This is a genomic window from Desulfurispirillum alkaliphilum (assembly GCF_055378285.1).
The window spans coordinates 1,324,925-1,347,312 of record NZ_AP042405.1; the positions used below are offsets into that span (position 1 = coordinate 1,324,925).

General features: G+C 57.7%; 19 protein-coding genes and 1 riboswitch. Of the genes, 13 read left to right on the plus strand and 6 right to left on the minus strand.

Going from position 1 to position 22,388, the window contains the following annotated elements:
* Positions 1-25 precede the first annotated feature (25 nt).
* From pdxA to dapE, 4 genes are read left to right on the plus strand one after another with little or no spacing between them, the layout of a single operon-like run.
* Positions 26-1,084, plus strand: a complete 1,059-nt coding sequence (pdxA, locus tag ACZ46I_RS06065) for a 4-hydroxythreonine-4-phosphate dehydrogenase PdxA (protein WP_226508010.1) — start codon at positions 26-28, stop codon at positions 1,082-1,084.
* Complete coding sequence (gene rsmA, locus ACZ46I_RS06070) at positions 1,081-1,893, plus strand: 16S rRNA (adenine(1518)-N(6)/adenine(1519)-N(6))-dimethyltransferase RsmA (protein WP_464281770.1); 813 nt, start codon at positions 1,081-1,083, stop codon at positions 1,891-1,893. Before pdxA ends, rsmA begins: the two co-directional genes overlap by 4 nt.
* Before the next feature lie 3 nt (positions 1,894-1,896).
* Positions 1,897-2,487, plus strand: coding sequence for a LolA family protein (locus tag ACZ46I_RS06075; RefSeq protein WP_226508009.1), 591 nt, complete (start codon positions 1,897-1,899; stop codon positions 2,485-2,487).
* On the plus strand, positions 2,484-3,572 hold the full coding sequence (dapE, locus tag ACZ46I_RS06080; protein WP_013506898.1) for a succinyl-diaminopimelate desuccinylase: 1,089 nt from the start codon (positions 2,484-2,486) through the stop codon (positions 3,570-3,572). The genes ACZ46I_RS06075 and dapE overlap by 4 nt, the downstream gene beginning before the upstream one ends.
* A 245-nt stretch (positions 3,573-3,817) precedes the next feature.
* Here dapE and ACZ46I_RS06085 read toward each other — a convergent pair whose 3' ends face one another.
* Entirely contained in the window at positions 3,818-4,411 is a 594-nt protein-coding gene (locus tag ACZ46I_RS06085; RefSeq protein ID WP_013506897.1) for a nitroreductase family protein, read from the minus strand.
* 1,163 nt (positions 4,412-5,574) lie between these two features.
* Between ACZ46I_RS06085 and ACZ46I_RS06090 the strand changes: the two genes are divergently transcribed.
* The 4 genes from ACZ46I_RS06090 (at position 5,575) to ACZ46I_RS06105 (ending at position 9,420) form a co-directional block, all read left to right on the plus strand.
* Positions 5,575-6,837, plus strand: coding sequence for an AAA family ATPase (locus ACZ46I_RS06090; protein ID WP_464281771.1), 1,263 nt, complete (start codon positions 5,575-5,577; stop codon positions 6,835-6,837).
* Positions 6,837-7,511 carry an RloB family protein gene (locus ACZ46I_RS06095; RefSeq protein WP_226508007.1) on the plus strand — a complete coding sequence of 225 codons (675 nt, stop codon included), beginning with the start codon at positions 6,837-6,839 and terminating at the stop codon, positions 7,509-7,511. The genes ACZ46I_RS06090 and ACZ46I_RS06095 overlap by 1 nt, the downstream gene beginning before the upstream one ends.
* Before the next feature lie 66 nt (positions 7,512-7,577).
* Positions 7,578-7,928, plus strand: a complete 351-nt coding sequence (locus ACZ46I_RS06100) for a hypothetical protein (RefSeq protein ID WP_464281772.1) — start codon at positions 7,578-7,580, stop codon at positions 7,926-7,928.
* 88 nt (positions 7,929-8,016) lie between these two features.
* The gene (locus tag ACZ46I_RS06105; protein WP_464281773.1) at positions 8,017-9,420 is read left to right on the plus strand and encodes a hypothetical protein; all 1,404 of its coding nucleotides are present in this window, start codon (positions 8,017-8,019) and stop codon (positions 9,418-9,420) included.
* Between the two features lie 119 nt (positions 9,421-9,539).
* Here the strand turns inward: ACZ46I_RS06105 and ACZ46I_RS06110 are convergent, their stop codons facing one another.
* The 5 genes from ACZ46I_RS06110 to ACZ46I_RS06130 all read right to left on the minus strand — a co-directional run bounded on the left by ACZ46I_RS06110 (position 9,540) and on the right by ACZ46I_RS06130 (position 17,506).
* The gene (locus ACZ46I_RS06110) at positions 9,540-12,173 is read right to left on the minus strand and encodes a PKD domain-containing protein (protein WP_464281774.1); all 2,634 of its coding nucleotides are present in this window, start codon (positions 12,171-12,173) and stop codon (positions 9,540-9,542) included.
* 74 nt (positions 12,174-12,247) lie between these two features.
* On the minus strand, positions 12,248-15,079 hold the full coding sequence (locus tag ACZ46I_RS06115) for a TonB-dependent receptor (RefSeq protein ID WP_464281775.1): 2,832 nt from the start codon (positions 15,077-15,079) through the stop codon (positions 12,248-12,250).
* Positions 15,080-15,251: 172 nt separating this feature from the next.
* Positions 15,252-16,235, minus strand: a complete 984-nt coding sequence (locus ACZ46I_RS06120; protein WP_464281776.1) for a FecR family protein — start codon at positions 16,233-16,235, stop codon at positions 15,252-15,254.
* On the minus strand, positions 16,232-16,747 hold the full coding sequence (locus ACZ46I_RS06125) for an RNA polymerase sigma factor (RefSeq protein ID WP_013506886.1): 516 nt from the start codon (positions 16,745-16,747) through the stop codon (positions 16,232-16,234). The genes ACZ46I_RS06120 and ACZ46I_RS06125 overlap by 4 nt, the downstream gene beginning before the upstream one ends.
* 261 nt (positions 16,748-17,008) lie before the next feature.
* Entirely contained in the window at positions 17,009-17,506 is a 498-nt protein-coding gene (locus tag ACZ46I_RS06130; protein WP_013506885.1) for a bacterioferritin, read from the minus strand.
* A gap of 98 nt (positions 17,507-17,604) precedes the next feature.
* A riboswitch (cobalamin riboswitch) is annotated at positions 17,605-17,797 on the plus strand.
* Between the two features lie 180 nt (positions 17,798-17,977).
* On the opposite strand from ACZ46I_RS06130, the gene ACZ46I_RS06135 reads away from it, so the two are divergent.
* The 5 genes from ACZ46I_RS06135 (at position 17,978) to vapC (ending at position 22,305) form a co-directional block, all read left to right on the plus strand.
* Complete coding sequence (locus ACZ46I_RS06135) at positions 17,978-20,044, plus strand: ribonucleoside triphosphate reductase (protein WP_464281777.1); 2,067 nt, start codon at positions 17,978-17,980, stop codon at positions 20,042-20,044.
* Positions 20,041-20,214: an anaerobic ribonucleoside-triphosphate reductase gene (nrdD, locus tag ACZ46I_RS06140; RefSeq protein ID WP_183730385.1), complete on the plus strand. Its 174-nt coding sequence runs from the start codon at positions 20,041-20,043 to the stop codon at positions 20,212-20,214. The genes ACZ46I_RS06135 and nrdD overlap by 4 nt, the downstream gene beginning before the upstream one ends.
* Positions 20,211-20,921, plus strand: a complete 711-nt coding sequence (locus ACZ46I_RS06145) for an anaerobic ribonucleoside-triphosphate reductase activating protein (RefSeq protein WP_464281778.1) — start codon at positions 20,211-20,213, stop codon at positions 20,919-20,921. The genes nrdD and ACZ46I_RS06145 overlap by 4 nt, the downstream gene beginning before the upstream one ends.
* Before the next feature lie 743 nt (positions 20,922-21,664).
* Positions 21,665-21,898, plus strand: coding sequence for a type II toxin-antitoxin system VapB family antitoxin (gene vapB, locus ACZ46I_RS06150; RefSeq protein WP_464281779.1), 234 nt, complete (start codon positions 21,665-21,667; stop codon positions 21,896-21,898).
* Positions 21,898-22,305, plus strand: a complete 408-nt coding sequence (gene vapC / locus ACZ46I_RS06155) for a type II toxin-antitoxin system tRNA(fMet)-specific endonuclease VapC (RefSeq protein WP_464281780.1) — start codon at positions 21,898-21,900, stop codon at positions 22,303-22,305. Before vapB ends, vapC begins: the two co-directional genes overlap by 1 nt.
* Positions 22,306-22,388: the final 83 nt, after the last annotated feature.

Sequence of the window (22,388 nt, forward strand, 5' to 3'; positions counted from 1 at the left end):
CCGGTGGCCGCAGCGGAAAACTCCGATGATTTTTCCGAAACCTGCTCTTGAGCATTTTCAAGACTTCACATACATTATCCAGCAGCTTACCGAAGAGGAATATACCATGCCGCAGTCTGCGACACCCTGCCGCCTCGCCTTCACCCTTGGTGACCCCAATGGCGTTGGCCCGGAGGTCTTCCTGAAGGCCTTCAGCGAAATTACGAAATTGTGCCGCCCCGTGGTCATCGGGGAGCGTGGCACGCTGGAATACTACGGCCAGAAGCTGGGGCTGACGGTGCCCGACTGCGAGTATATGGACAAAGGCTACTATGGTCGCGAACCCCAGCCGGGGAAACTCAGTGCCGCTGCCGGGGCCGCCAGTGCCCGCTACGTCATCTGCGCCATCGAGGAAGCCATGCTGGGAGCGGTGGATGGCATGGTGACCCTGCCCATCAACAAGGAAGCCATCAACCTGGGCGGCTACCACTATGCCGGCCATACCGAGATGCTGGGGGAGTATACCGGCGTCACCAGCCAGTCCATGATGCTGGTGGCAGGCAATATCCGCGTCGTACTGGTCACCACCCATGTGGCCCTGGAGAGCGTGCCCGCTCTGCTCAATCGTCCCCGTATCATGCAGGCCATGGAAAACGCCTATCGCGGCATGATTGAAATCGGCATTGCCCTGCCCCGGGTAGCCGTGTGCGCCCTCAACCCCCATGCCAGCGATGGTGGCGTTTTCGGCTCCCAGGAAGAGCAGATTATCCTGCCCGCCATCAGGGAATATGACAGCACCCACGGCACCAGCACCGCCGGGCCATTGCCCGCCGACAGCCTCTTTGCCCGCATGGCAGCCGGGAATGAATTTGACGTGGCCGTGTGCATGTACCACGACCAGGGCATGATTCCCGTCAAGATGGCCGGATTCGGCGGTGGGGTGAACATCACCATGGGACTGCCCATCGTGCGCACCAGCGTTGATCATGGCACAGCCTTTGGCATCGCCGGCAAGGGGCAGGCCTCCAGCACGAGCCTGGTGGAAGCCACCCGCTGCGCGGTGCGCATTCTTGAGCATCGGCGCAGTTATGGAGGAAAAGCGTGAAAGTCCGCCAGATATTGAATATCCACGGCCTGATGGCCAAGAAATCCCTGGGGCAGAACTTTATCTGCGATGAATCCTTTGTGCAGCGCATCGTCAAGCAAAGCGGCGTGGGACCAGATGATACCGTGCTGGAAATCGGACCCGGGCTGGGGGTAATGACCCGCGTCCTGGGAGAGCGCTCGGCCAGGGTGATCGCCCTGGAGATTGATGGCCAGTTGCTGGACTACCTCAGAAGCAGTGCGCACCTGCCGGAAAATGTCACCCTGGTTCACACCGACGCCCTGCGCTACGACTGGGGCACCCTGCCCGCCGAATGCCGCGTCGTCGCGAACCTGCCCTACAATATATCAAGCCAGATCCTCATGGCCATCGTGGAACACCAGCAGCTGGTGCAGAGCTTCTCGGTCATGCTGCAGCGGGAGATGGCCCTGCGTGCCATGGGCGAAAGCGGCACCAAGGACTTCGGCCCCCTGGCCATCTACCTGCGCCTCTATTACGATCTGGAACTGAGCATCTCCCGTATCCCCCCCAGCGTCTTTTACCCCGCGCCCGGCGTGGAGTCGTCGGTGCTGCAGGGACGGCGACTGCCCCAGCCGCGCTTTCCCGTCGGAGATTTCGTCCGCTTTCAGAAGCTGGTGCGCCTCTCCTTCTCCCACCGCCGCAAGACCCTGAAGAATAATTATCGCGGAACCACCTGGTTTGAAACCTTCATGGATCAGGCGCCCGCCCTGGGAATATCGCCGGAGCTGCGCGCCGAAGCCCTGAGCCTGGAACAGTTCTACCTTCTCTACCGTCTTTTGGAGGATTAGCCTATGTTTGCCATTGCTCCCCTTCTGGTGGCGGCGATATTTTTCGTTGCCACACCTGTCGCCGCCGCATCGGACACGGCCCTGGATATCCTGACCTCCTACCGGAGCCTGCAGGCATCCTTTTCTCAGCAGACCCACTCTTCCGACGGCTTTGTGCAGGAAGGCCGGGGAACCTTCTCCATCTCGAAGGATGCCCGTTCCAGCATGTGGGAGTACACCAGGCCCGAGCGTCAGAAGTACCTCATCCGCGACCACACCCTGTGGCTCTACCTCTACGATGAGCGGGAACTGACCATCATGGATATCGGGGAATTTGAATCCATGAGCTTCTCCATGCTGGATCGCGAAGCCATGGAGCGCATCTACCATGTGCAGGAGAACACCCGCGACACCCTGGTGCTGGAATCCAAAGAGGAACCCGTGGTCTTCATTACCGTCCTGCTGGAGAACAATCTGCCCCGGACCCTGATCTACGAAGGGGCCAGCCTGGATATCACCACCATCACCTTTGATGGCGTGCGCCCCAACATCAGCTTTCCCGCCAGGCACTTTGAGGCCGACACCCCCCGTGGCTGGGAGGTTATCCGCCAATGAGCGAGCCGCAAAGCCTTGATATCCTCCAGGAACTGCTGGCCATCCCCAGCGTCACCGGGGACGAGGAGGCCATTGCTGCCTATGTGGAGCGATTCTGCCGGGAGTTCCTGCCTGCCGGACAGGTTATCCGCAGCGGCAATGCCATTATCGCCCTGCAGCCCTCGCTGAACCCCGCCGCCACCGAAACCATTGTGCTGGCAGGCCATACGGATACCGTCATCAGCCCCAACAACTTCACCGGCAAAATTCACGAAGGCAGGCTCTATGGCCTGGGCAGCAGCGACATGAAGGCCGGCGACGCGGTCATGATGGAGATTATCCGCGCATATGGCCGTCAGTGGGCCGGCGCGTACCATCTGGTACACGTTCTCTATGACGCGGAAGAAGGCCCCTACGAAGAGAACGGCCTCGGCCCCGTGCTGGAAGAGCACGGCCACCTCTTTCGCCAGGCCCTGCTGGCCATCTGCCCCGAACCCACCGATAACCTCGTGCAGGTGGGCTGCCTGGGCACCATTCACGCCACCGTTACCTTCAAGGGCGTGCGCGCCCATTCCGCCCGTCCCTGGCTGGGTGACAACGCCATCTACCAGTCCACCGGCTACCTCAATGCCCTGGCCCAGCTGCAGCCCGTGGATCACACCTTCGGCCAGTTGCTCTACCGTGAAGTGATGCACGCCACCACAACCACCACCAACAACACCAAAAACACCATTCCCGACACCTTCGCCATCAACATCAACTACCGCTTTGCCCCCGGCAAGAGCATCGAGCAGGCCTGCCGTGAAATCGAAGAGCTGGCCTTTGCCCATGGAGCCGCCAGCGTCGACTTCACCGACCTCTCCCCCGCCGGTGATGTCAACCTGGAAAATCCCGCCCTGCAGAAGCTCATCGCCATCAGCGGTCAGCCACCACAATCCAAACAGGCCTGGACGGACGTGGCCCGCTTCAGCCTCTTCGGCCTCGACGCCGTCAACTTCGGCCCCGGCCAGGGCAGTATGGCCCACAAGGAAAACGAGTACGTGGAAATAGCCATGGTTCGGGAGTACGAGCGCATGCTGCTGGAATTTCTTGGCGAGAGAGGCTGACATCCGCACAAGAGGAAAAAAGGGTTCACGCAATACCCTCAGCGACGAGCACTTGTGAGCAACGCCGCAGATGAGTCTTTTCAGCAGCCTGACAGTCGGTGCGTCCTGGCTGGGAAAGACGGGGGAAAGGCAAAAGACAGGCAGCTTCCCCCTCCCTGAGCCCCCCCTTTTTGAACCAGGGAGGGCAAAATCAAATCCCCCATCGCCACACTGTCGATGGGGGATTTTGTATTTTCAGCAAACGGTCAGCGGAAGGTGCGGAAGCGGATGGCATCGTCGATGAACGTTTTCTCGTCGATGGGCTGCTCGTTGGAACCAAAGGGCATCTGCGCCCGCAATTTCCACGAAGCAGGCAGGCCCCAGGTGCGCGCCACTTCTTCGTCAATCAGGGGATTGTAGTGCTGCAGGCTGGCACCGATGCCCACATTGGCCAGGGCCGTCCACACCGCAAACTGCGCCATGCCGCCGGACTGCTCGGAAAAGGTCGGGAAATTCTCAGCATAGAGCGGAAATTGCTGCTGCAGCTCCCGCACAGCGTCCTGATCCTCGAAAAACAGAATGGTGCCGGCGCCAGCCGCGAAACTGTCAATTTTGGCATCGGTACTGGCAAAGTTTTCCGCCGGCACAATGGCGCGCAGGGTCTCCTTGACAATACTCCACAGCTTTTCGCTTTCCCGGCCAAACAGTATCACGACCCGCGAGCTCTGCGAGTTAAAGGAAGAGGGTGCCTGGCGGACAACCTCGCGGATCAGGGCGTCAACCTCGTTTTCCGCCATCGGCAGGGTTTTGCCCAGGGCGTACTGGGTGCGACGCTTTTTCAGAATGTCGATGATATTCATGGGGTACCTCTCAGTGGTTCTGGATTTTTCGCGGTGCAGTGACGCTGGGGCACACGGCATCAGCGCACCTGCGCCGAGGGTGTTCTGGTGTGAACCCTCGAACTCTCTCCAGAGTGTAGGCCTTGAGGATATTTTGTAAAGTAGTCAACGCGAAGAAAGAGAGATTCGGCGGAAGATTTTCCGGCCACTCTTCGCGGGAAAGTCAGGCGTGCGTGCTTCTGATTGCCATGTTGCGCATATCTGAGCTCGTTATTTGACAAATTTCGCCAAAAATGAAAGGATATTTCTCTTATATAGAGATTATATCTGAAGTCCTGCATCTTTTCGCTTTGGGTTAAGGCGTTATTGTCCTGTTATTTTACACACGGAAACCGTATTGGTTTTGCATACTTGACTCATCCGGATATTGTCCTTTTTGACCGCGCAAAAAGGACACAAAAACGCGCCCCCCGAACGCCCGTTTTTCCGGCTCGTTTGCTCGCCTGTCCTGGAGATCCGGCAGACACTGCCTCCCTGCAGTGCTGCCGGACCACTCACTTCCTGTGAGTGTCCCTTCGGGTCTTGCCAGCCAGGCGTCGCACTCACCGGACGGGCTCAGGGGGGGAATGGCCTGCTTCTGCCTCTCCCCCGTGTTCTTTCCCAGCCAGAACGCGCCAACTGTCAGGCTGCTGAAAAGCCTCATCTGCGGCGTTGCTCACCAATGCTCGTCGCTGCGACGTACAGGAAGTACGTCTCACTTCTCACCTTGCTCGCGCCTTGCACCTGAGAGCTTTTCAATTGCCTGCATAACGCGATGGACCCGCAGGGTTACCGCCACGACGGCGGCAACCGCAAACCAAAAGCCACGGAGGGCGGTTGTTTGCGGTCCCCAGTTCCAGGCAAGCGGACGGCTGATAAGGACAGCACTGGGGGCCGCTTCCCAGCCACTTTTTGCGGGTAAAAAGTGGCAAAAGAAACTCATAAACAGGGTGAGGGTAATGTCAAGCACACAGTCTGTGCAGAACTATTTCCGCCATTCCAGCATGGCATCAGGGTCGATCCCGACAACCTGCTGTTTCGGGGCGCAAAACTTCAATTATATGCTATTTTCCCGTAGTCTTGTCTTTCTTTGTGCCCGCGTGGGGCTCTGTCTGTGAATACATTTCCATCCCAAGGAGGTTCCTGTGCTTGTTGAACTGAGCGTGGCCAATTTCCGCTCCCTGCGCGATCAGCAGACCTTCAGCCTGATCAAGGGCAAGGGGAGCGAACTGCAGGAGACCAACAGCTTCAAGGCCAACAGCATGGAGCTGCTTCGATCGGCGGCCATTTATGGCCCCAACGCCGGTGGCAAATCGAACTTTCTGCTGGCCCTGCAGGCCATGAAGCGCGTTGTTCTTGAGTCAGCCACCAGTATGCAAAGGGGTGATCAACTCCCTGTCATGCCCTTCCGCCTTGATCCCGGTACCCGTCTGCAGCCGAGCGAGTTTGAAGTGATCTTCATCGTCGATGGCGTGCGCTATCAGTACGGGTTCGCGGCCACAGCGGAGCGCATCCACGAAGAATGGCTGCTGGCATACCCAAAGCACCGGGCACAGCGCTGGTTTGCCCGCGTCTGGAATGCCAAAGGCGAACAGTACCACTGGGAGTTCGGGAGCCACCTGACGGGGGAAAAACTCCTGTGGCAGAAGTCCACCCGCGACAACGCCCTCTTTCTCTCCACTGCGGTGCAGCTGAACAGCCACCAGCTGCAGCCCGTCTTCGACTGGTTCAGGAGCAGGCTGCGCCTGTCGGGCGTCGGTGGCTGGAGCCCCGACTCCTCTGCACTCCTGTGTGAACAGGCCACAAAGTCACGGATTCTGGATTTCCTGCGGGCAGCGGACCTGGATATCGAAGATGTCCTGGTCGAAAAAACATCACTTGATGTCAAGGCCCTCCCCGAAAGCATGCCGGAGTCCCTGCGCGAAACCATCGCGGAAGATTTCACTGGAAAACAGCTGCTGAAAATTCAGACCGTGCGCACCGGAAGTGATGGCCTGCCGGTGCGGTTTGACCTCGCGGAAGAATCCGACGGCACCCGCAAGGTGTTCGCCTTTGCCGGGCCGTGGCTTGAGGCCCTGAAACACGGGCACGTGCTCTTTATCGATGAACTGCACGATAACCTGCATCCCGAACTGGTGAAGTTCCTGGTGCAGCTGTTTCACCATGAAGAGACCAATCCTCACCACGCCCAGTTGATTTTTACGACCCACGAGACCTCCATCCTCAATCAGGCAATGTTCCGCCGCGATCAGATCTGGTTTTGCGACAAGGACAAAGGCCAGGCCACTGTGCTCTATCCGCTGACCGATTTCAGCCCCCGCAAAGGACGCGAAAACCTGGAACTGGCCTATCTCTCGGGACGCTACGGGGCGCTGCCCTATGTGCGCTCACTGACACGGGAGGGCTGATGGGCACCGATGACCTGTTGCGCAGGCGCGGGGCAAAGGGAGTCGAGTGGCTGCAAAGACGTGCCGCGAAACGCGCCCCTTACACGAAAATCCTGATTGTCTGTGAAGGCGAAAAAACCGAGCCCGGCTATTTTCGGGAAATCTGCGACTACTACAAGCTGAACACCGCTAATGTGGAAGTCTATGGCTGCGGTTATGATCCCGTGGGTGTCGTGGAGTTTGCCAGGCAGCGCTACCGCCAGGAAAAAGACGCCGGTGACCCCTTTGATCGGGTCTACTGCGTCTTTGACCGGGATGACCACGCCCGCTACGGGGAAGCGCTGGACATCCTGACCAGCGCCACACCCAAAGAGACCTATCACGCCATACCCTCGGTACCCTGCTTTGAATACTGGCTGCTGCTGCACTACGTCTACACCACCAGATCCTACGAAACCCTGCCCGGCAACAGCGCGTGCGCGCAACTCCTGAAGGAGCTGCGCACCCATATGAAGCGCTATCGCAAAGGAAAACAGCCCCTTTTCGCCACGCATATCGACCAGCTGGAATTCGCCATGGAGAACGCCCGGCGATCCCTGGAAGCCGCCCGGCAAAGCGGCACCGACAATCCCAGCACCCATGTTCATGAACTGGTGGAGTTTATGCAGGGGATTCGCGAGGCATACGGAGTGTGACAGGCATGATGTCACGTTAAAAAGTTCAATTGCTTACGGAGTTTTATGAGAGCCAGAAATTGCAAAATGAGTCGCTTACTCGAATACATTCTATACGTCGAAGTTGATGATCTTCGTCTGAAATGGCTGTTTGATCACGTGAGAAATTATGGTCTTGCTGCAGCGGTGGTGGCAGCTGGCGTTTTTACTTTTCAGCAAGAAACTGATTTAGTGCTTAGAGTATTTATGGGGAAGATAATAGGAATTGTATTAATGCTAACAGGGCTCATGTTACTTGCGTTCAATTTTTTGCAACCTATTTTGATTATGGTACGATTAAAAATAAGAGGTGTTCCATATTACGCGGTTTATTTTGTTTTATATTTTTCGGCACTTAAGTTTACTTGGGCTCTTGTGAGCTCGTATTTAAATGTTTAGATATGACAGTGCTGTAAATGTTAAATTGTCGTTTCAAATATAGTTGCAATGTTATGGTTTTATGTGAATGACAAGGAGGAGATCTCTCATGCTTACATTTAAGACTCAGCTCCCAGTATCAAGTGATAAGTGCTCAGATGATTTGCTGGAATGTGCAAGAATATGGATAACTGGCAGTCCGCATAGCAACATGAAGGAGAAAATGAGCTCATCACTTACCGATGGATCGTTGGTAGCAACGGGTACTGAGAGTATTTCTTGCTCTGTTTATAAGGACACAAAGCAAGAAATAACAGGAATTCGGTATGAGAAAAAAGAAGACAATGAAATTCGCTGGACAACGGATATTGTTGGATTCTCTGATCTCATTCAAGAGAAATTTTCTATTGCGATACAATTAAGCGTTGACTCAGAACTTCCTGTTGAACATCTCGATAAAGGAAAGCCGCCATATATATTGAAAAATATTATTCAGTATCTTGGAGGAGGAAAGGATGGATGTTTAACAGTGAGCGATGCTCCATATATTTTAAATGATTTAGATATCGAGTTTGCAGAAAATTTGCTGCGAGCAAAATCTGATGCTACTATGCCAATAGTTTATGTCAGTGCAGGCAATGATAATAGGTTGTTTGTTGATGTCGCAAGAGTCGCAAAATCTTTGGCCGGAATGGCTCACGTAGTTGTTGAGCCAAGTCGCTCCTTTTCGTTCAAACTTATGAGAAAGGTATCTGGAGAAAATGCTTATGGTGGTGCAGTGGGAATCTACTGGCCGGATGGCATTGGAAAGTCACTTTTCTTACCGAGTAGATTTACTGATGGCAAAGAAATGCAGAATGCGATTATTGATAAAGTGCGTAATTCTCTATTGTCACAAAGAACAATAAGGGAGTGTACATGGTTTTATCTTCAGGAGCTTTTGGCTCGAAAGAAAATTACAGAGCTCAAAGAGTCAGATTCTAAGAACATAGAAGAGTATATTTATCATTTTGACACAGAGATTGCATCTAAGAACGAGGAGATTCGCCGACTAGAGGAAGAAATATTAAAGATGCGGCATGTCATTCAATTAAAATCCGATCGTATTGATAGGCAAGATAATGACATCGTAGTTCGCTCTACTGAACAAGATTTCTATCAAGCTGAGCGTTTGGATATCCTTATTGATGTTTTGCAAAGTGCTATCAGTGGTGTGGAACAAAATAGTCGCCGCTGGGCTATATTGAAGGATATCGTTGATGGTCATCAAGGTTCGGGAGAGCGGAACTCAATACTTGATAAGTTGAAAAGAATACTCAGTACATATGATTCTATGACAACTGTCATACGAGCTGAACTTATTTCTTTGGGATTTGAAATTTCTGAGGACGGAAAACACTATAAGCTTATATATCGTGGAGATCCCAGGTATTCTTTTGTGCTTTCAAAATCTGGTAGTGATAGACGAGGTGGAAGAAATGCCTTTTCTGACCTTAAGCGCCGCTTGTTCTGATTTTAATGTTGATCAGAGCCAATTACATGGTGAATTACCACCACGCACCCCGGGGGAATCGGTTGAACCGATTCCCCCGGGGCTTTTTTTGGAGGCTCTATTGAGGATGAAGGAAGGCGTTACTGTGCGGGGATGGTGAATATCTGATCACGATAGAAGCCACTGTGGTTTTCCGTGGCGACTTCGGGGATTTCGAAGCTCCACGTCATACGGTACCGCTCCTGGCTCGCTGCGGGGGCAGGAAGCTTGGGTACCCAGATACTGAAGACGACGGTTTCCCCGGCGTTGATGACGGTGGGCAGGTCGCGGAATTCCGGTGTGAAGGTTTCTGATCCTGCAAAGTCCCTTTCATAGGTTACCCCTATGCGTTTTTCCACAAAGGCTTCGACATTCTGGATGTTGAAGCTGCCACCAATGGCGGTGAGTTTGTAGTACTGCGCCACTCCGCCCTGATCGGCAAATTCCGCATAAGTACTGCCTTCAGCAAAAGAGGGGTTGGAAATACGGAAGGGGGGGTAGTGGATGTTGGTCAGATCGCTGCCATCGGCGGAACCCCTTCTGAGATTGGTGTCGTAGAGGTACCCGAGCTGCAGGGCCTGGTAGTCGTCGGGGAAGTCCAGCACGCGCACGGTGAGGGTTGCCGGGTCGCTGAGGTCGGTGCCATCGCTGGCCTGCAGGGTGAAGTGGTAGTCGCCGGGCACGGTAATGCCCGCCTGGCCTCTGCCACGGCCTATGTCCGCGGAGGCCCTTGGCGTTGTGTTAAAGCCTCCCGAGGTAAAGGCTCCGGTGTAGGAGGGCTGGAAGCTGCTGCCGGCGGGCTGTTGCAGTGTGATGTCGTAAAACAGGGGGTCGCCGTCGGGGTCGTAGGCGGTGACACTTACGGTGAAGTTGTCGGTGCAGTGGTAGTGCAAGGTTGATGGATTCGCGCTCCAGCAGCGATCGACAATGGAGCCCAGCTGGTAGGTGTAGATTCCGGTGGTCGCATCATAGTCGATACCATAATAGTCAAAGTGGGTCTCTTTGTATTCATTGCCATTGCTGATGATGACGTTGTTGAATCTCGCATAGGGCGGGTAGTTGGTCAGCTTGGCGTTGACGGTGGCGGTGGAGGGGGTGTAGTTGCCATGGGCCGGGCGGCTGGAGGCACCGTCGTTGTCGGTGACGATCAGCTCGGCGGTGTAGGGGCCGGGCAGGTCGGGTACAAAGCTGGTGCGGGCGGCATTGGGGGTGTTCAGGACGGCATTGCTGCCCGGTGGGGTATAGACCCACTGCCACTGGTACTGCAGGCCGGTGGTGCCGTCCTGGGGGTCACTGCTGTCGCTGCCGTCAAACCAGGCTTCGGTACCCACCAGCACGGTGGTGATGTCGACTTTGGCACTGGGAACCGGGCGGGTGTTGGCACCGGTGCGCACGTGGATGGTCTGTTCGACGGGGTCACTGTCGACGGTGCCGTCGTTGACGCTCAGGCGGATGGTGTAATATCCCTCGATGGGAACATACTCGTCACCCACTTTGGGTGCGGCTATGAAGGGAACGTTGGCGCCGCGCGTGTCCAGCCAATCCTGGGTGTAGTGGGTGGTGGCCTTGAAGGCCTCGGGCACTTCGACCCACTCCCACTTATGGGTCAGCGCATCGCCGTCGTTGTCGTAGGAGCCGGAGTAGAAGTAGGCGTATCCCCAGGCGGAGACTTCGGCTTCTCCCACGCTGCCGCCAAGACCGATGGGATAGTAGTCATAGATAACGGCGACGGGCGGGGTATTGGGATGGCCGTCGGGCTTGGTGACTGTGATGGTGGTGTCTTGCGCGGCGCTCAGGGCGGTGCCGTCAAAGACTTGCAGCTGCACCCTATACGTGCCTACCACGTCGGGGGTGAAGGTGACGGTGACGCCGTCGCGGCTGTCCAGTTCGGCGGAGGAGCCCCTGGGTTTTCTGTCGGTGGTGCTTATGGCCACCGACGTATTGTGCATCAGCGTCCAGTGGTAGCTGAGGGTGTCGCCATCGGCGTCGGAACTGCCGCTGCCGTCCAGGGTGACGGTCTCACCCAGCTCTATTTCATAGGGGCCGCCAGCGTCAGCGACGGGCACGGCGTTGGCCCTGGAAGCATTGATGATGACCTGCAGGGGCTTGCTGCTCTGATCGCCGAAGTGCACCTGCAGGGTTGCGATATAGATGCCTTCGCTGGTGGGGCTGAATCCGGGGGCGGCGCTGGTGGGGTCGTTGAGCTCGTCGGTGCTGCCATCGGGGGGGTTGAGGGTCCACGCGTAGGTGAGTCCGGCGGGGTCTTCGCCTGTGGGGGGCGCGCTGCGACTGCCGTCAAGGACGACCCAGGAGTCGACCAGGCGGTTGAGCAGGGTCGGAGCCACGGCCACCGGCTGGGTATTGGTGGCGGTAATGGTGATCTGGCTGGGCTGACTGATGGCGATATCCTGATTGACTACCCGCAGCTGCACTTCGTAGGTGCCGGGCAGATCGGCCACGAAGGTGGGGTTGCTTGCCGAGGAGTCGGAAAATTCCGCCAGGCTGAGTTCCGGTTTGCTGACAAAGGCCCACTGATAGCTCAGGCTGCCGCCATTGGGCGAACTGCTGGTGGAGCCATCCAGCTGCACGGTGCTGCCCATCTGGACGGTTTCCTGCAGGGCCGTGGCAACGGCGGTGGGTATGGGAGTGGTTTTGTCTTTGCCGTCACTGCCGCAGGCGGCCAGCACCAGCAGCAGGCACAGCAGTATGAAGGTGGGGAACAAAGAACGCTTCATGGTGTTTTCCTTTTTGTCTTGGCGTTTAGGGTTTGCGAAATATGGCAACGGATGACATCGGATTCAGCAGCCTGCTAGAAGTGCAGGGTCATGCTCAGGCGCGCGGTGCGGCCGGGTGCCGGCACCAGGCCCAGGCTGAGGGCGTCCAGGTAGTATTCGTCGGTGAGGTTGTCGATGTTGAAATCCAGTGTCAGCCAGTCGTTGGGCTGGTAGCTGACAAAGAGATCCCACAGGGTGTACTCGTGCCAGGGTATGGGTTGGGTGAATCCGTTGCTGGTGTCGTCGTGGAATTCGGCCATGGTGCGTTGGCCCATGAAGGTACCCCGTGTGCCCAGCTCCAGCTTCCGGGAGAGCAGCCGGACGCCGAGGATGGCGCTGGCGTGCCACTGGGGCGGGATCATATTGTTGATGTAGGAGTTGGAGATGCCGTAATCGGTGCAGTCGTAACGGCGCAGGCTGCCGTGGTGGCACATTTCTATATGGGTGTATTTGGTGCCGGCCAGCTCGGTGAACAGCCAGCCCAGGTCGTAATCCATATTCAGCTCAACACCATGGAAGCTGGCGCTGTCGATATTGCGCATGCGGAAGAATTCCATGGAGTTGGTACTTGACTCCTCCCAGAAATTGACGGAGGTGCGGGTGAGGTAGTCTTTGGTGTAATTGCGGAAATAGGCCAGTTTCAGGCGAAAGGTGTCGTTGGTGGTGAGCATCCCCTCGCGCATGACATTGAGCCCGACTTCGCGGTTCTTGGCGTGCTCCGGCTTGAGTTCAGTATCCATGTTGGGGTTGACGGAAAATCCCTGGGTGGTCTCGAACAGACTGGGCATGCGCATGGCTTCGGCATAACGGGCATACAGCTGGATATCGGCTCTGGGCTCCCAGGTGAGGCTGACAATGGGCGTGGTTCCCGAGCTGCTGCTTTCGTAGTACACCGGGTCACAGGTACCGTCGCCGGAGCTGTCTACGCACAGGCTGCTGGTGTTGCTCACCTCCGCAGCCTTGCGGTCTTCGGTGGAAAAACGCGTGTAGCGCATGCCGGCATCCAGTATGACATTCGGGTGCATGTACCACTGCACGGCGGTGAAGGCACTCAGCTCTTCGCGCAGGCCATCGCGGGAGAAATCATCACCCATCTGCCCGCCCTTGCTGATTCTGGTGGGGCTCAGGTCTTCATGCTGCAGGGAGATTCCGTAGGCCACAACGGGCTGACCGTAACTCCAGAAGTGCATGGTGTTGGAAAGATCGGCGCCGCGACGCTGGTAGTGCTCGGCGGAAGCGGAGCCCATTTCCGTGGCGCTGTTGTTGGAGAAGTCGCCTTCAAGGTAGTAAAAAATATTCTGGCTGCGGGTATCGGTCTGCCACAGGCTGACGAGTATGTCGGCCCAGTCGAGCTCGGCGGGTTGCCAGCGGTAGCGGGCGTTGTAGGTCTCTGCCAGTACGGTGGAGCTGTCGGTCTGGCGTACGGTTCCGAACCACATCAACTGGGAGGGCATGAGTTCGCCGTAGGTGCTGTCGTAGCGCAGGTAGCTCAACTCCAGGCTCTGATCGGCGGGCAGGTGGAACTGGCCCTTGAGCAGCAGGGATTCACTGGCGTAGTTGCTGTTGACGATGCGCTCTTCGGCGCGAAAGCGGGTTGCTCCTTCACGCTTTGGGCGCACTTCGGTGTAGAAGGGCAGTTTGCGCTGATCGGACAGATCCATGTACGGTGTCGGGCCGTGTTTGCCGGCATAGTAGTTCCCCTGGCTGCGCTCGGCGTAGGCGACCAGGAGACTGCCCCAGTCAAAGCGCCGGGCCAGGGCTATGCTGCCGGCGTGGCTTTTGGGGGAGAACAGGCTGGGACGATCCATGCCTTCGGCGGGGGCAAAGCTGTCGGGCAGGGCGTAGGAGCGCCCGGTGTAATGCTGCTGTTCGCAGATATCCGAGCGGGCGCAGTCGATACGATAGACGCCGTCATCATTGATTGCGCCCAGGTGGTAGCCGGCCGGTGTCCCCGCTGCAGGTACAGATCCCGAATTATTGCCCATGAGGGATCCGCGCAGGCGAATGCCCCACTCCTTGCCGGGCTTGATGATGTCGCCGGCTTCAATGGTGCGCATGCTGACGGTTCCGCCGGTGGCTCCGGTACCTTCCGCGCTCATGACCGGGCCCTTGTCGATGCGGATGCCGCCGATCAGGTCGGGATCCACGTAGCTGCGGCTGGAGACGCCGGCATAGCCGCGATAGACGGTGGTTTCCTGGCGCGCGCCGTCGATGAGCACCGGAACGCGACCCTGCCCCTGCATGCCGCGAATATTCACGTCCAGTCCGCCACTGTTGCGGTTTTCACCAATGAGTACACCGGGAGTTCCCTGAAAGATATCGCCTACGGAGGTGCCGCGAAAGCGTTCGATATCCTTCTGGGTGATGATGTTGACCGAGGCGGGAGCGCGAAAGGTGGCGTCGTCTTCGCGGGTACCGCGCACGGTTACGGGAGCCAGGACGACCTGTTCCCGTTCTGTGGGGCGCAGCCCCACCGGAAGCGGGACTCCCTGCAGCTCCTGAAGCTCTGTGACTGGCGTCACGGAAAGCTCCATGTCAGCTGTCCTGTGAGTGGTCAGTGTGATGAGGTTGTTGCCGTTGAGGTGCCACTGGAGTCCGGTTCCCTCCAGCAGTTGCTCCAGAGCCTGGTCACTGCGCCACTGTCCCTGCACTCCCGGCGACTGATGATCCTGGACGATGCGATCATCCACCAGGACATCAATGCCGGTGGCAAGGGAGAACTGCAGGAGGGCGCCGCCCAGTGGCTGGGCGGCTATGGAGAAGCTGTGGAAGGAGGCGAGGTTGGCAGCGGGAGCGGGTATGGCGTTCAGGAAAAGCGCCAGAGCGACAAGCGCGCAGGCACGTACCATGAGGCTGAGTCGGGGCATGCGGTGTTTTCTCCTCTTTTCTGGTTATCGATCCCTCTACCAGGTAAGACGGAAAACCATGCAAAATGTACGGGCCGGTGAAAACATTTTTTGCACAATCTTTAAAAATTCAACGAAGCTAATGTTTATGGCGAGGGTGAGCCCCTGTTGTTTCGTGCGGTTGCGGCATCAGTCAGTTGGCGGATATGCGGATGAAAAAATGGGTGTAGCGGCTCATGCGCACGGGAAAGCTGTTGACGATGCTGATCAGGGCTGCTTCGGGGTCGCTGGCGCTGAATATTCCGGTTACCGGGATGGCGGCCACGTCCGGGTCGACGCTGAAGCGGGCGGTGTGGTAGCGCTCCAGGTCGCGCAGGACTTCACCCAGCGGGGTGTTCTGGTAGAGCAGGCGCTTCTGGCGCCACAGGCCGATGCTGTTGACATCCACGTCGGGCAGGCGCTGGAGACGGCTGGTGTCGTAGTGCAGTACCTGGCCGGGGTTCAGGGTTACCTGGTGCCCCAGGGTGTCAACTTCCACCTGGCCGCTGGCCACGGCGACCCTGGCGCCAGCGGGCTCGAGGCGCAGGTTGAAGCTGGTGCCCAGCACGCGGACTTCGCCTGCGGCGGCTTTTACCCGGAAAGGAGTTGTGTCGGGGGCAACGTCAAAGAACCCTTCGCCATGGCGCAGGGTTACCTGGCGCTGGTGGTTTTCCATCTGGACGCTGATGGCCGAAGCGGCCCCCAGGGAGATGCGGGAGCCGTCTGCCAGGGTAATCTGGCGCAGCTCACCGGCACGGGTGCAGTAGTCTGCGCCCAGGCAGTGCAGACCGGGAGAGTGGTGCAGGCTGATACTTGTGATGCCTGCGACCACCAGAAGGACGGCGGCGGCGGTGGCCAGGGTGGACCAGGCGCGTTGCCGGAGTGCCCGGTGGCGGAAGGTGGTACTGGCCCGGCGCGGGGCCAGGTCCTCCATGCCGTGCCAGATGCGCTGTATTTTCCGCCAGGATTGGGCGTGGATGGGGTTCTGGTCCATCCACGCGGACCAGGCGCGGCGGTCGGTTTCGCTGGCCTGGTCGTCCTGCAGGCGTACAAGCCAGGCGATGGCCTGCTCGTCTGGACACTGGTTCTGGGGTGATGAAAGATCCGGGGTGAAGGAGGTCTCCGGGTGCTGGCTCATGATTTCTCCTGTTGCGTGGCGTACTCATCCAGGCGTCTGGTGCAGTGGGTGAGGGCGCGGGCCATATGTTCCATGATAGTGCTGCGCGTGATGCCAAGCTGTTGTCCGATTTCGCTGTAACTCAACCCTTCCAGGCGCTTGAGCCGGAAGACTTCCCTGGCCCTGGGGGGCAGTTCCGCAATGGCATCCATGAGGATTGCCAGCTCTTCACGGGACAAAGCGGTGTCCTCGGCTGAGGGGGCCCGGCCCATGGCACTTTCCAGCTCTTCGGGGCTGATATCCTCCACGGGCATGTGGCTCGCGGATCGATAGTAGTCGATCAGTACATTGTGGGCAACTTTCAGCAGGTACGCTTTGGGATTGAGCAGGGAAATGGAGCTGCGCAGCAGGCGCAGGAAGGTTTCCTGGGTCAGGTCTGCCGCTGTTCCGGAAGAGGATACGCGGCTGGAGAAATAGCGCAGGATATCCTTGTGGTGGTTGCGGTAGATGTCGTGGGGATTCTGATCTGACATGGATGCCCTCTTCCAGTCGCTCTTCCGGGTGCGTCGCGTTCACGCTGCTTCACCTTCTGGTGAGTGTGGAGGCACGGGCGATCATGTTAGTTTACGCAAACTTTCTAGCGCTTTTTTCGATCCTCTGTCAAGGGTATTCGGGCATTTCAGCAGGAAAGTGCTGTGGGTGAGGCTGTCGCAGGGGTGAAGGGGTGCCGTGGCCAGCAAAAGAAACAGGGAGCGCCGGCTGACGCTCCCTGGATATACATGTTCTGAGGGGTTTTACTCTGCGGGCTGTCCGGCGCTGCGGCTCTTGCTGCGCTCAATGGACTGCAGGGCCAGGTAGTTTTCGCCAAAACGCTTGAGGTTGTCGATTTCGTTGTCATACTGGTCGTAGTGACGCTCTTCATCCATGACCAGATCCTCGAAGAGTTTCTTGGAGACCGAGTCGGCGTTGGTGCCGCACTCGTTGGCCCAGCGGTTATAGTCCATGGCGCTCTGCTCTTCCATTTTGGCAGCCATTTCCAGCATTTTATTCACGTCCTGTTCTGGAATGACATTGGAGCCGGCTTTCATTTCCACATCGCCACCCAGGAAGAGGATGCGCTCGGCCAGACGCTCCACGTGGATCATCTCTTCGATGGCGGTGCGCTTGAAGAGCCCGGCCAGCAGGTCGTAGCCCTGGTCGTCACAGTGAAAGTGGAAATACATATACTGGTGGAGCGCGGCGATTTCTTCAGATACGGCCTTGTTCAGCAGAGCTATACTTTTTTCATGCATGGAATGCCTCCTGATATTCGAGATGGATAAAAATATGCGAGTCCGATGGGCAGATACTACTCCAGAAACCCGTGGCAATCAAGGGAAGCCGGGGGTGGGAAATCTTCCGTTGACATGGTCGCAGAGGCAGGGCACTATATCGATCCGGGATTCAGGGAAGTGCGGTGAAAATCCGTCGCTGCCCCCGCAACTGTAAGCCGGACAAGGCTCCATGCGCCACTGTGACAACACGGGAAGGCGGAGCTGAGGATGATGGCGAGCCAGGATACCTGCCCCGAGAACACACAGCGGAGGGATGTTCCTATGGAAGTTCTGTCTTCACGTTCCCGTCTTTTGTAGCCAGCGCTCTGCGGCCCACGTACCCATTTCTTTTATCACATGCGTACCCCTGCCACTGCCTGCCCGGATATTTGCCGGGATGATGTGCCGTCTTCGCGGACGGACAGTGGCGGAAGCCACGGAGCCTGAACTATGATCACTACTGTCATGAAGCGCGATGGTCGTTTTGTCCCCTTCGACCAGGAGCGCATCGCCACTGCCATCTTCAAGGCCGCCCGTTCGGTGGGCGGCAGCGACCGTAACATTGCCTCGGCCCTCTCCCTGCAGGTGCTGCGCGCCCTGGTGGACCAGTACGGCCAGTACGGTTCCTGCACCGTAGAGCAGGTGCAGGACTGCGTGGAAAAGGTTCTCATCGAGGGTGGCCACGCCAAAACCGCCAAAGCCTATATCATCTACCGCCACCAGCGCGCCGACATGCGGGCCATGACCGAAAGCTTCGAAGGTCTGGAGAGCATCGTGGAATCCTACCTGGGCGGCAGCGACTGGCGGGTCAACGAAAACAGCAACACCACCTATGCGCTGCAGGGGCTCAACAACTACATCTCTTCCACCATCACCGCCCGCTACTGGCTCAATAAGATCTATCCGCGCCAGGTGCAGGAAGCCCACTCCCGTGGCGACTTTCACATTCACGATCTGGGGCTGCTGGCGGTGTACTGCTGCGGCTGGGATCTGAAGGATCTGCTGGTGCGCGGCTTTCGCGGCGTGGCCGGCAAGGTGGAGAGCAAGCCGGCCAAACACCTGCGCTCGGCCCTGGGTCAGGTGGTCAACTTCTTCTACACCCTGCAGGGGGAAGCCGCGGGGGCCCAGGCCTTTGCCAATTTCGATACCTGCCTGGCACCCTTTATCGCCTATGACCAGCTGACCTACCCCGAAGTGAAGCAGGCCATGCAGGAGTTCGTCTTCAACCTGAATATCCCCACCCGCGTGGGATTTCAGACGCCCTTCACCAACCTGACCATGGACCTGTACGTCCCCTCCACCCACCGCGACGAGCCAGTCATCATAGGCGGAAAGCCCCAGGAACGCACCTACGGGGAGTTTCAGGAAGAGATGTTCATGCTCAACCAGGCCTTCATGGAAGTGATGATGGAAGGCGACGCCAAAGGGCGCGTCTTCACCTTCCCCATTCCCACCTATAACGTCAGCCGCGACTTCGACTGGCAGCACCCCATGGTGGGCAGGCTGATGGAGATTACCGCCAAGTACGGCATCCCCTATTTTGCCAACTTCGTCAACAGCGACATGAGCCCCGACGACGCGCGCAGCATGTGCTGTCGCCTGCGTCTGGACAATCGGGAACTGCACAAGCGCGGTGGCGGACTCTTTGGCGCCAATCCCCTGACCGGCTCCATTGGCGTGGTAACCATCAACCTGCCCCGCATCGCCCACAGCGTGGACAGCGAAACGGCCTTCTTTGAGCGGCTGGCCGAGCTGATGGAGCTGGCCCGCGACAGCCTCAAAATCAAACGCAAGGCCCTGGAACGCCTGACGGAAAACGGCCTCTACCCCTATTCCCGCTTTTACCTGCAGGACATTCACCAGCGCTTTGGCGAGTACTGGCGAAACCACTTCAACACCATCGGCATCATCGGCATGAACGAAGCGCTGCTGAACTTTATCGGCGTGGATATCACCCACCCCGAAGGACTGGAATTTTCCCGCCGCGTCATGGAATTCATGCGGGAGCGCCTGGGACAGTTCCAGCTGGAGGAAGACGTGCTCTACAACCTGGAGGCCACCCCCGCCGAAGGCACCTCGTTCCGCCTGGCCCGCAAGGACCGCCAGACCCTTCCCGGCATCATCACCTCCGGTACTGAAGAGCGCCCCTACTACACCAACTCCACCCAGATACCGGTGGAGAAAACCCGCGACCTCTTTGCCGCCCTGGACCATCAGGATCAGCTGCAGCCCCTCTACACCGGGGGGACCGTCTTCCACATCTTCCTGGGCGAAGCCGTGGAGGACGGCACCACCGTGGGCAAACTGCTGGACACCATCACCCGGCGCTACCACCTGCCCTACATCACCATCACACCGACATTTTCCATCTGCCCCGTTCACGGCTACCTCAAGGGCGAGCACACCCACTGCCCCCACTGCGCCCAGGAACAGCGGCAGGAAATTCAGACCCGGATTACCGAACTCAAAGGCCAGGACGGCCTGCACGAAATCAATCTGACAGGAGCACACTCATGAGCCAGCGCGAAGCACAGATTCAACAACTGGAAGAACAACTTGCCAGCATCAAAGGAACCCCCTGCGACATCTACAGCCGTGTCGTGGGCTACCACAGCCCCACCAACCACTGGAACGAAGGCAAAAAAGAGGAATTCGGCAAGCGGGAGACCTTTGCGGTCAACCCATGAGCCACACGCCCACCCTGGTGGCCGATTTCACCCCCGTCAGTCTGCTGGACTTTCCCGGTGAAATCGCCACCACCGTCTTCACCCACGGCTGCAACCTGCGCTGCCGCTACTGCCACAATCCCGCACTCGTCCTGGGACAGCCCGGAAGGAGCCGCCAGGACCAGCTGCTGGAATACATTGACCGGCACCAGATCGGGGCCGTCGCCATCACCGGCGGCGAGCCCCTTTTTCAGCGGGAACTTGAAACCCTGCTGCAACAGCTGCGCAGCCGCAAGATCCGGATCAAACTCGACACCAACGGCACCCTGCCCCATCGCCTGAAACAGGTGCTGGAACAGGAACTGGTGGACTTTGTGGCCGTAGACGTCAAAGCCTTTAATGATGCCGACATGGCCCACATCACCCGCGCCTGCACCAGCATACAGCCTCTGCTGACCAGCCTGGCCCATCTGCGCAGCGCCAGCATCCCCTTTGAACTGCGCCACACCCTCTGGAAACTGCCCGAACCCGAAGAACTGCGCGCCCTGGCCGCCCACTGCGGCAGCGCTCCCCTGGCCCTGCAGTTTCTGCGCGACCGCGCCCCCATGCTGGATAAACGCTTTCGCTCCCCCCTGTCGGCCACCGATTTCACCATCGCGCACCAGCGCTTCGCGCAGGTGTTTTCCCGCGTGATAACACGGGGAGAAAACACGGAAGCCACGAAATAAAGAGGGGAAGATATGCCTCTCGCAAAGCCGCCAGGCTCGCCAAGGAAAGGCAGGGGGGGGTTACCGCGAATGGACGCGGATAAACGCGAATAGATGCAGGGAGCTGTGAAGGCAGGTTTCTCGCGGAGCACGCAGAGGCGCGGGGGAAAGGCAGAAGAGTTGAACCACGGAAAACACGGAAGCCACGGAAAAAAAGGGAAAGACAGACCTCGCGCAAAGCTAGCCAAGGAAAGGCAAGAGGGGATTTCACCGCGAATGGACGCGAATGGACGCGAATGGACGCGAATGGACGCAGGGAGCTGTGAAGGCAGGTTTCTCGCGGAGCACGCAGAGGCGCGGGGAAAAGGCAAAGAGAGATTGAACCACGGAAAACACGGAGGCCACGGAAAAAGAGGGAAAGACATATCTCGCGCCAAGCCGCCAGGCTCGCCAAGGAAAGGCAGGGGGAATTTTACCGCGAATGGACGCAAATATACGCGAATAGGAAAGCAAGTGGGGCGTAAGCGACTGCGTAATCCGCCAGTTGGGATAATATGTCTCACACAAAGTCCACCAAGGCACAGAGAAAGGCACAGTCTCATGCAAAGCTGCGGAGGGAAAGCATAACAGCATTCTTTGGCCGCAGACAAAGGCAGGAAAGGGCAAGCAAGTGAAAACGTAATGGGATTCATGCGTTCGACCCTTGACTTTCCGTGTGGCTGCTCTCAGTATATAGCTAATGTATATACCGAGGAGGTGTCGCCATGGCTACTGGAACCGTATTTGAAAACAACCGAACTCAGGCTGTCAGGCTCCCAGCGGAAACCAGGTTCCCAGAGGGCGTGAAGAAGGTTCATATCCGCGTACATGGCAACGAGCGCATTCTCAGCCCCCAGAATGCCGCCTGGGATTCTTTTTTCAAGGCCTCGGAAAATGTCAGCGATGACTTCATGGAAGAGCGTGCCAGCCAATCCCCACAGGAACGTGAGGAGCTGTGATGCTTCGCTACCTGTTAGACACCAACATCGTTATCTATGTCATCAAGCGTCGGCCCATTGAGCTGCTGGGGAAATTCAACGAAGAAACTGGCCGGATGGCTATCAGCAGCATCACCCTGGCCGAGTTGATGCACGGCGTCGAAAAAAGCGCCCAGCCCACAAAAAACCTTCAGCATGTGGAAGACTTCATTTCCCGCTTGGAAGTGCTGCCATACGCAGCTGCGGCGGCGATGCATTACGGCCATATTCGGGCCACCCTGGAGAGACAGGGAATTCCCATAGGAAGTAACGACCTCCATATCGCTGCCCACAGTCGCAGCGCGGGACTCATCCTGGTGACGAACAACGTTAAGGAGTTTGAGCGAGTGCCCGGACTGCTCTATGAAAACTGGCTTACAGGATTGTAGAATGCAGGGCGGATAAGCGACTGCAGGCAACGCCGCAGATGGGGGGGAGTCTTTTGAACCGATCTGAACCCAGAGCATTTCCA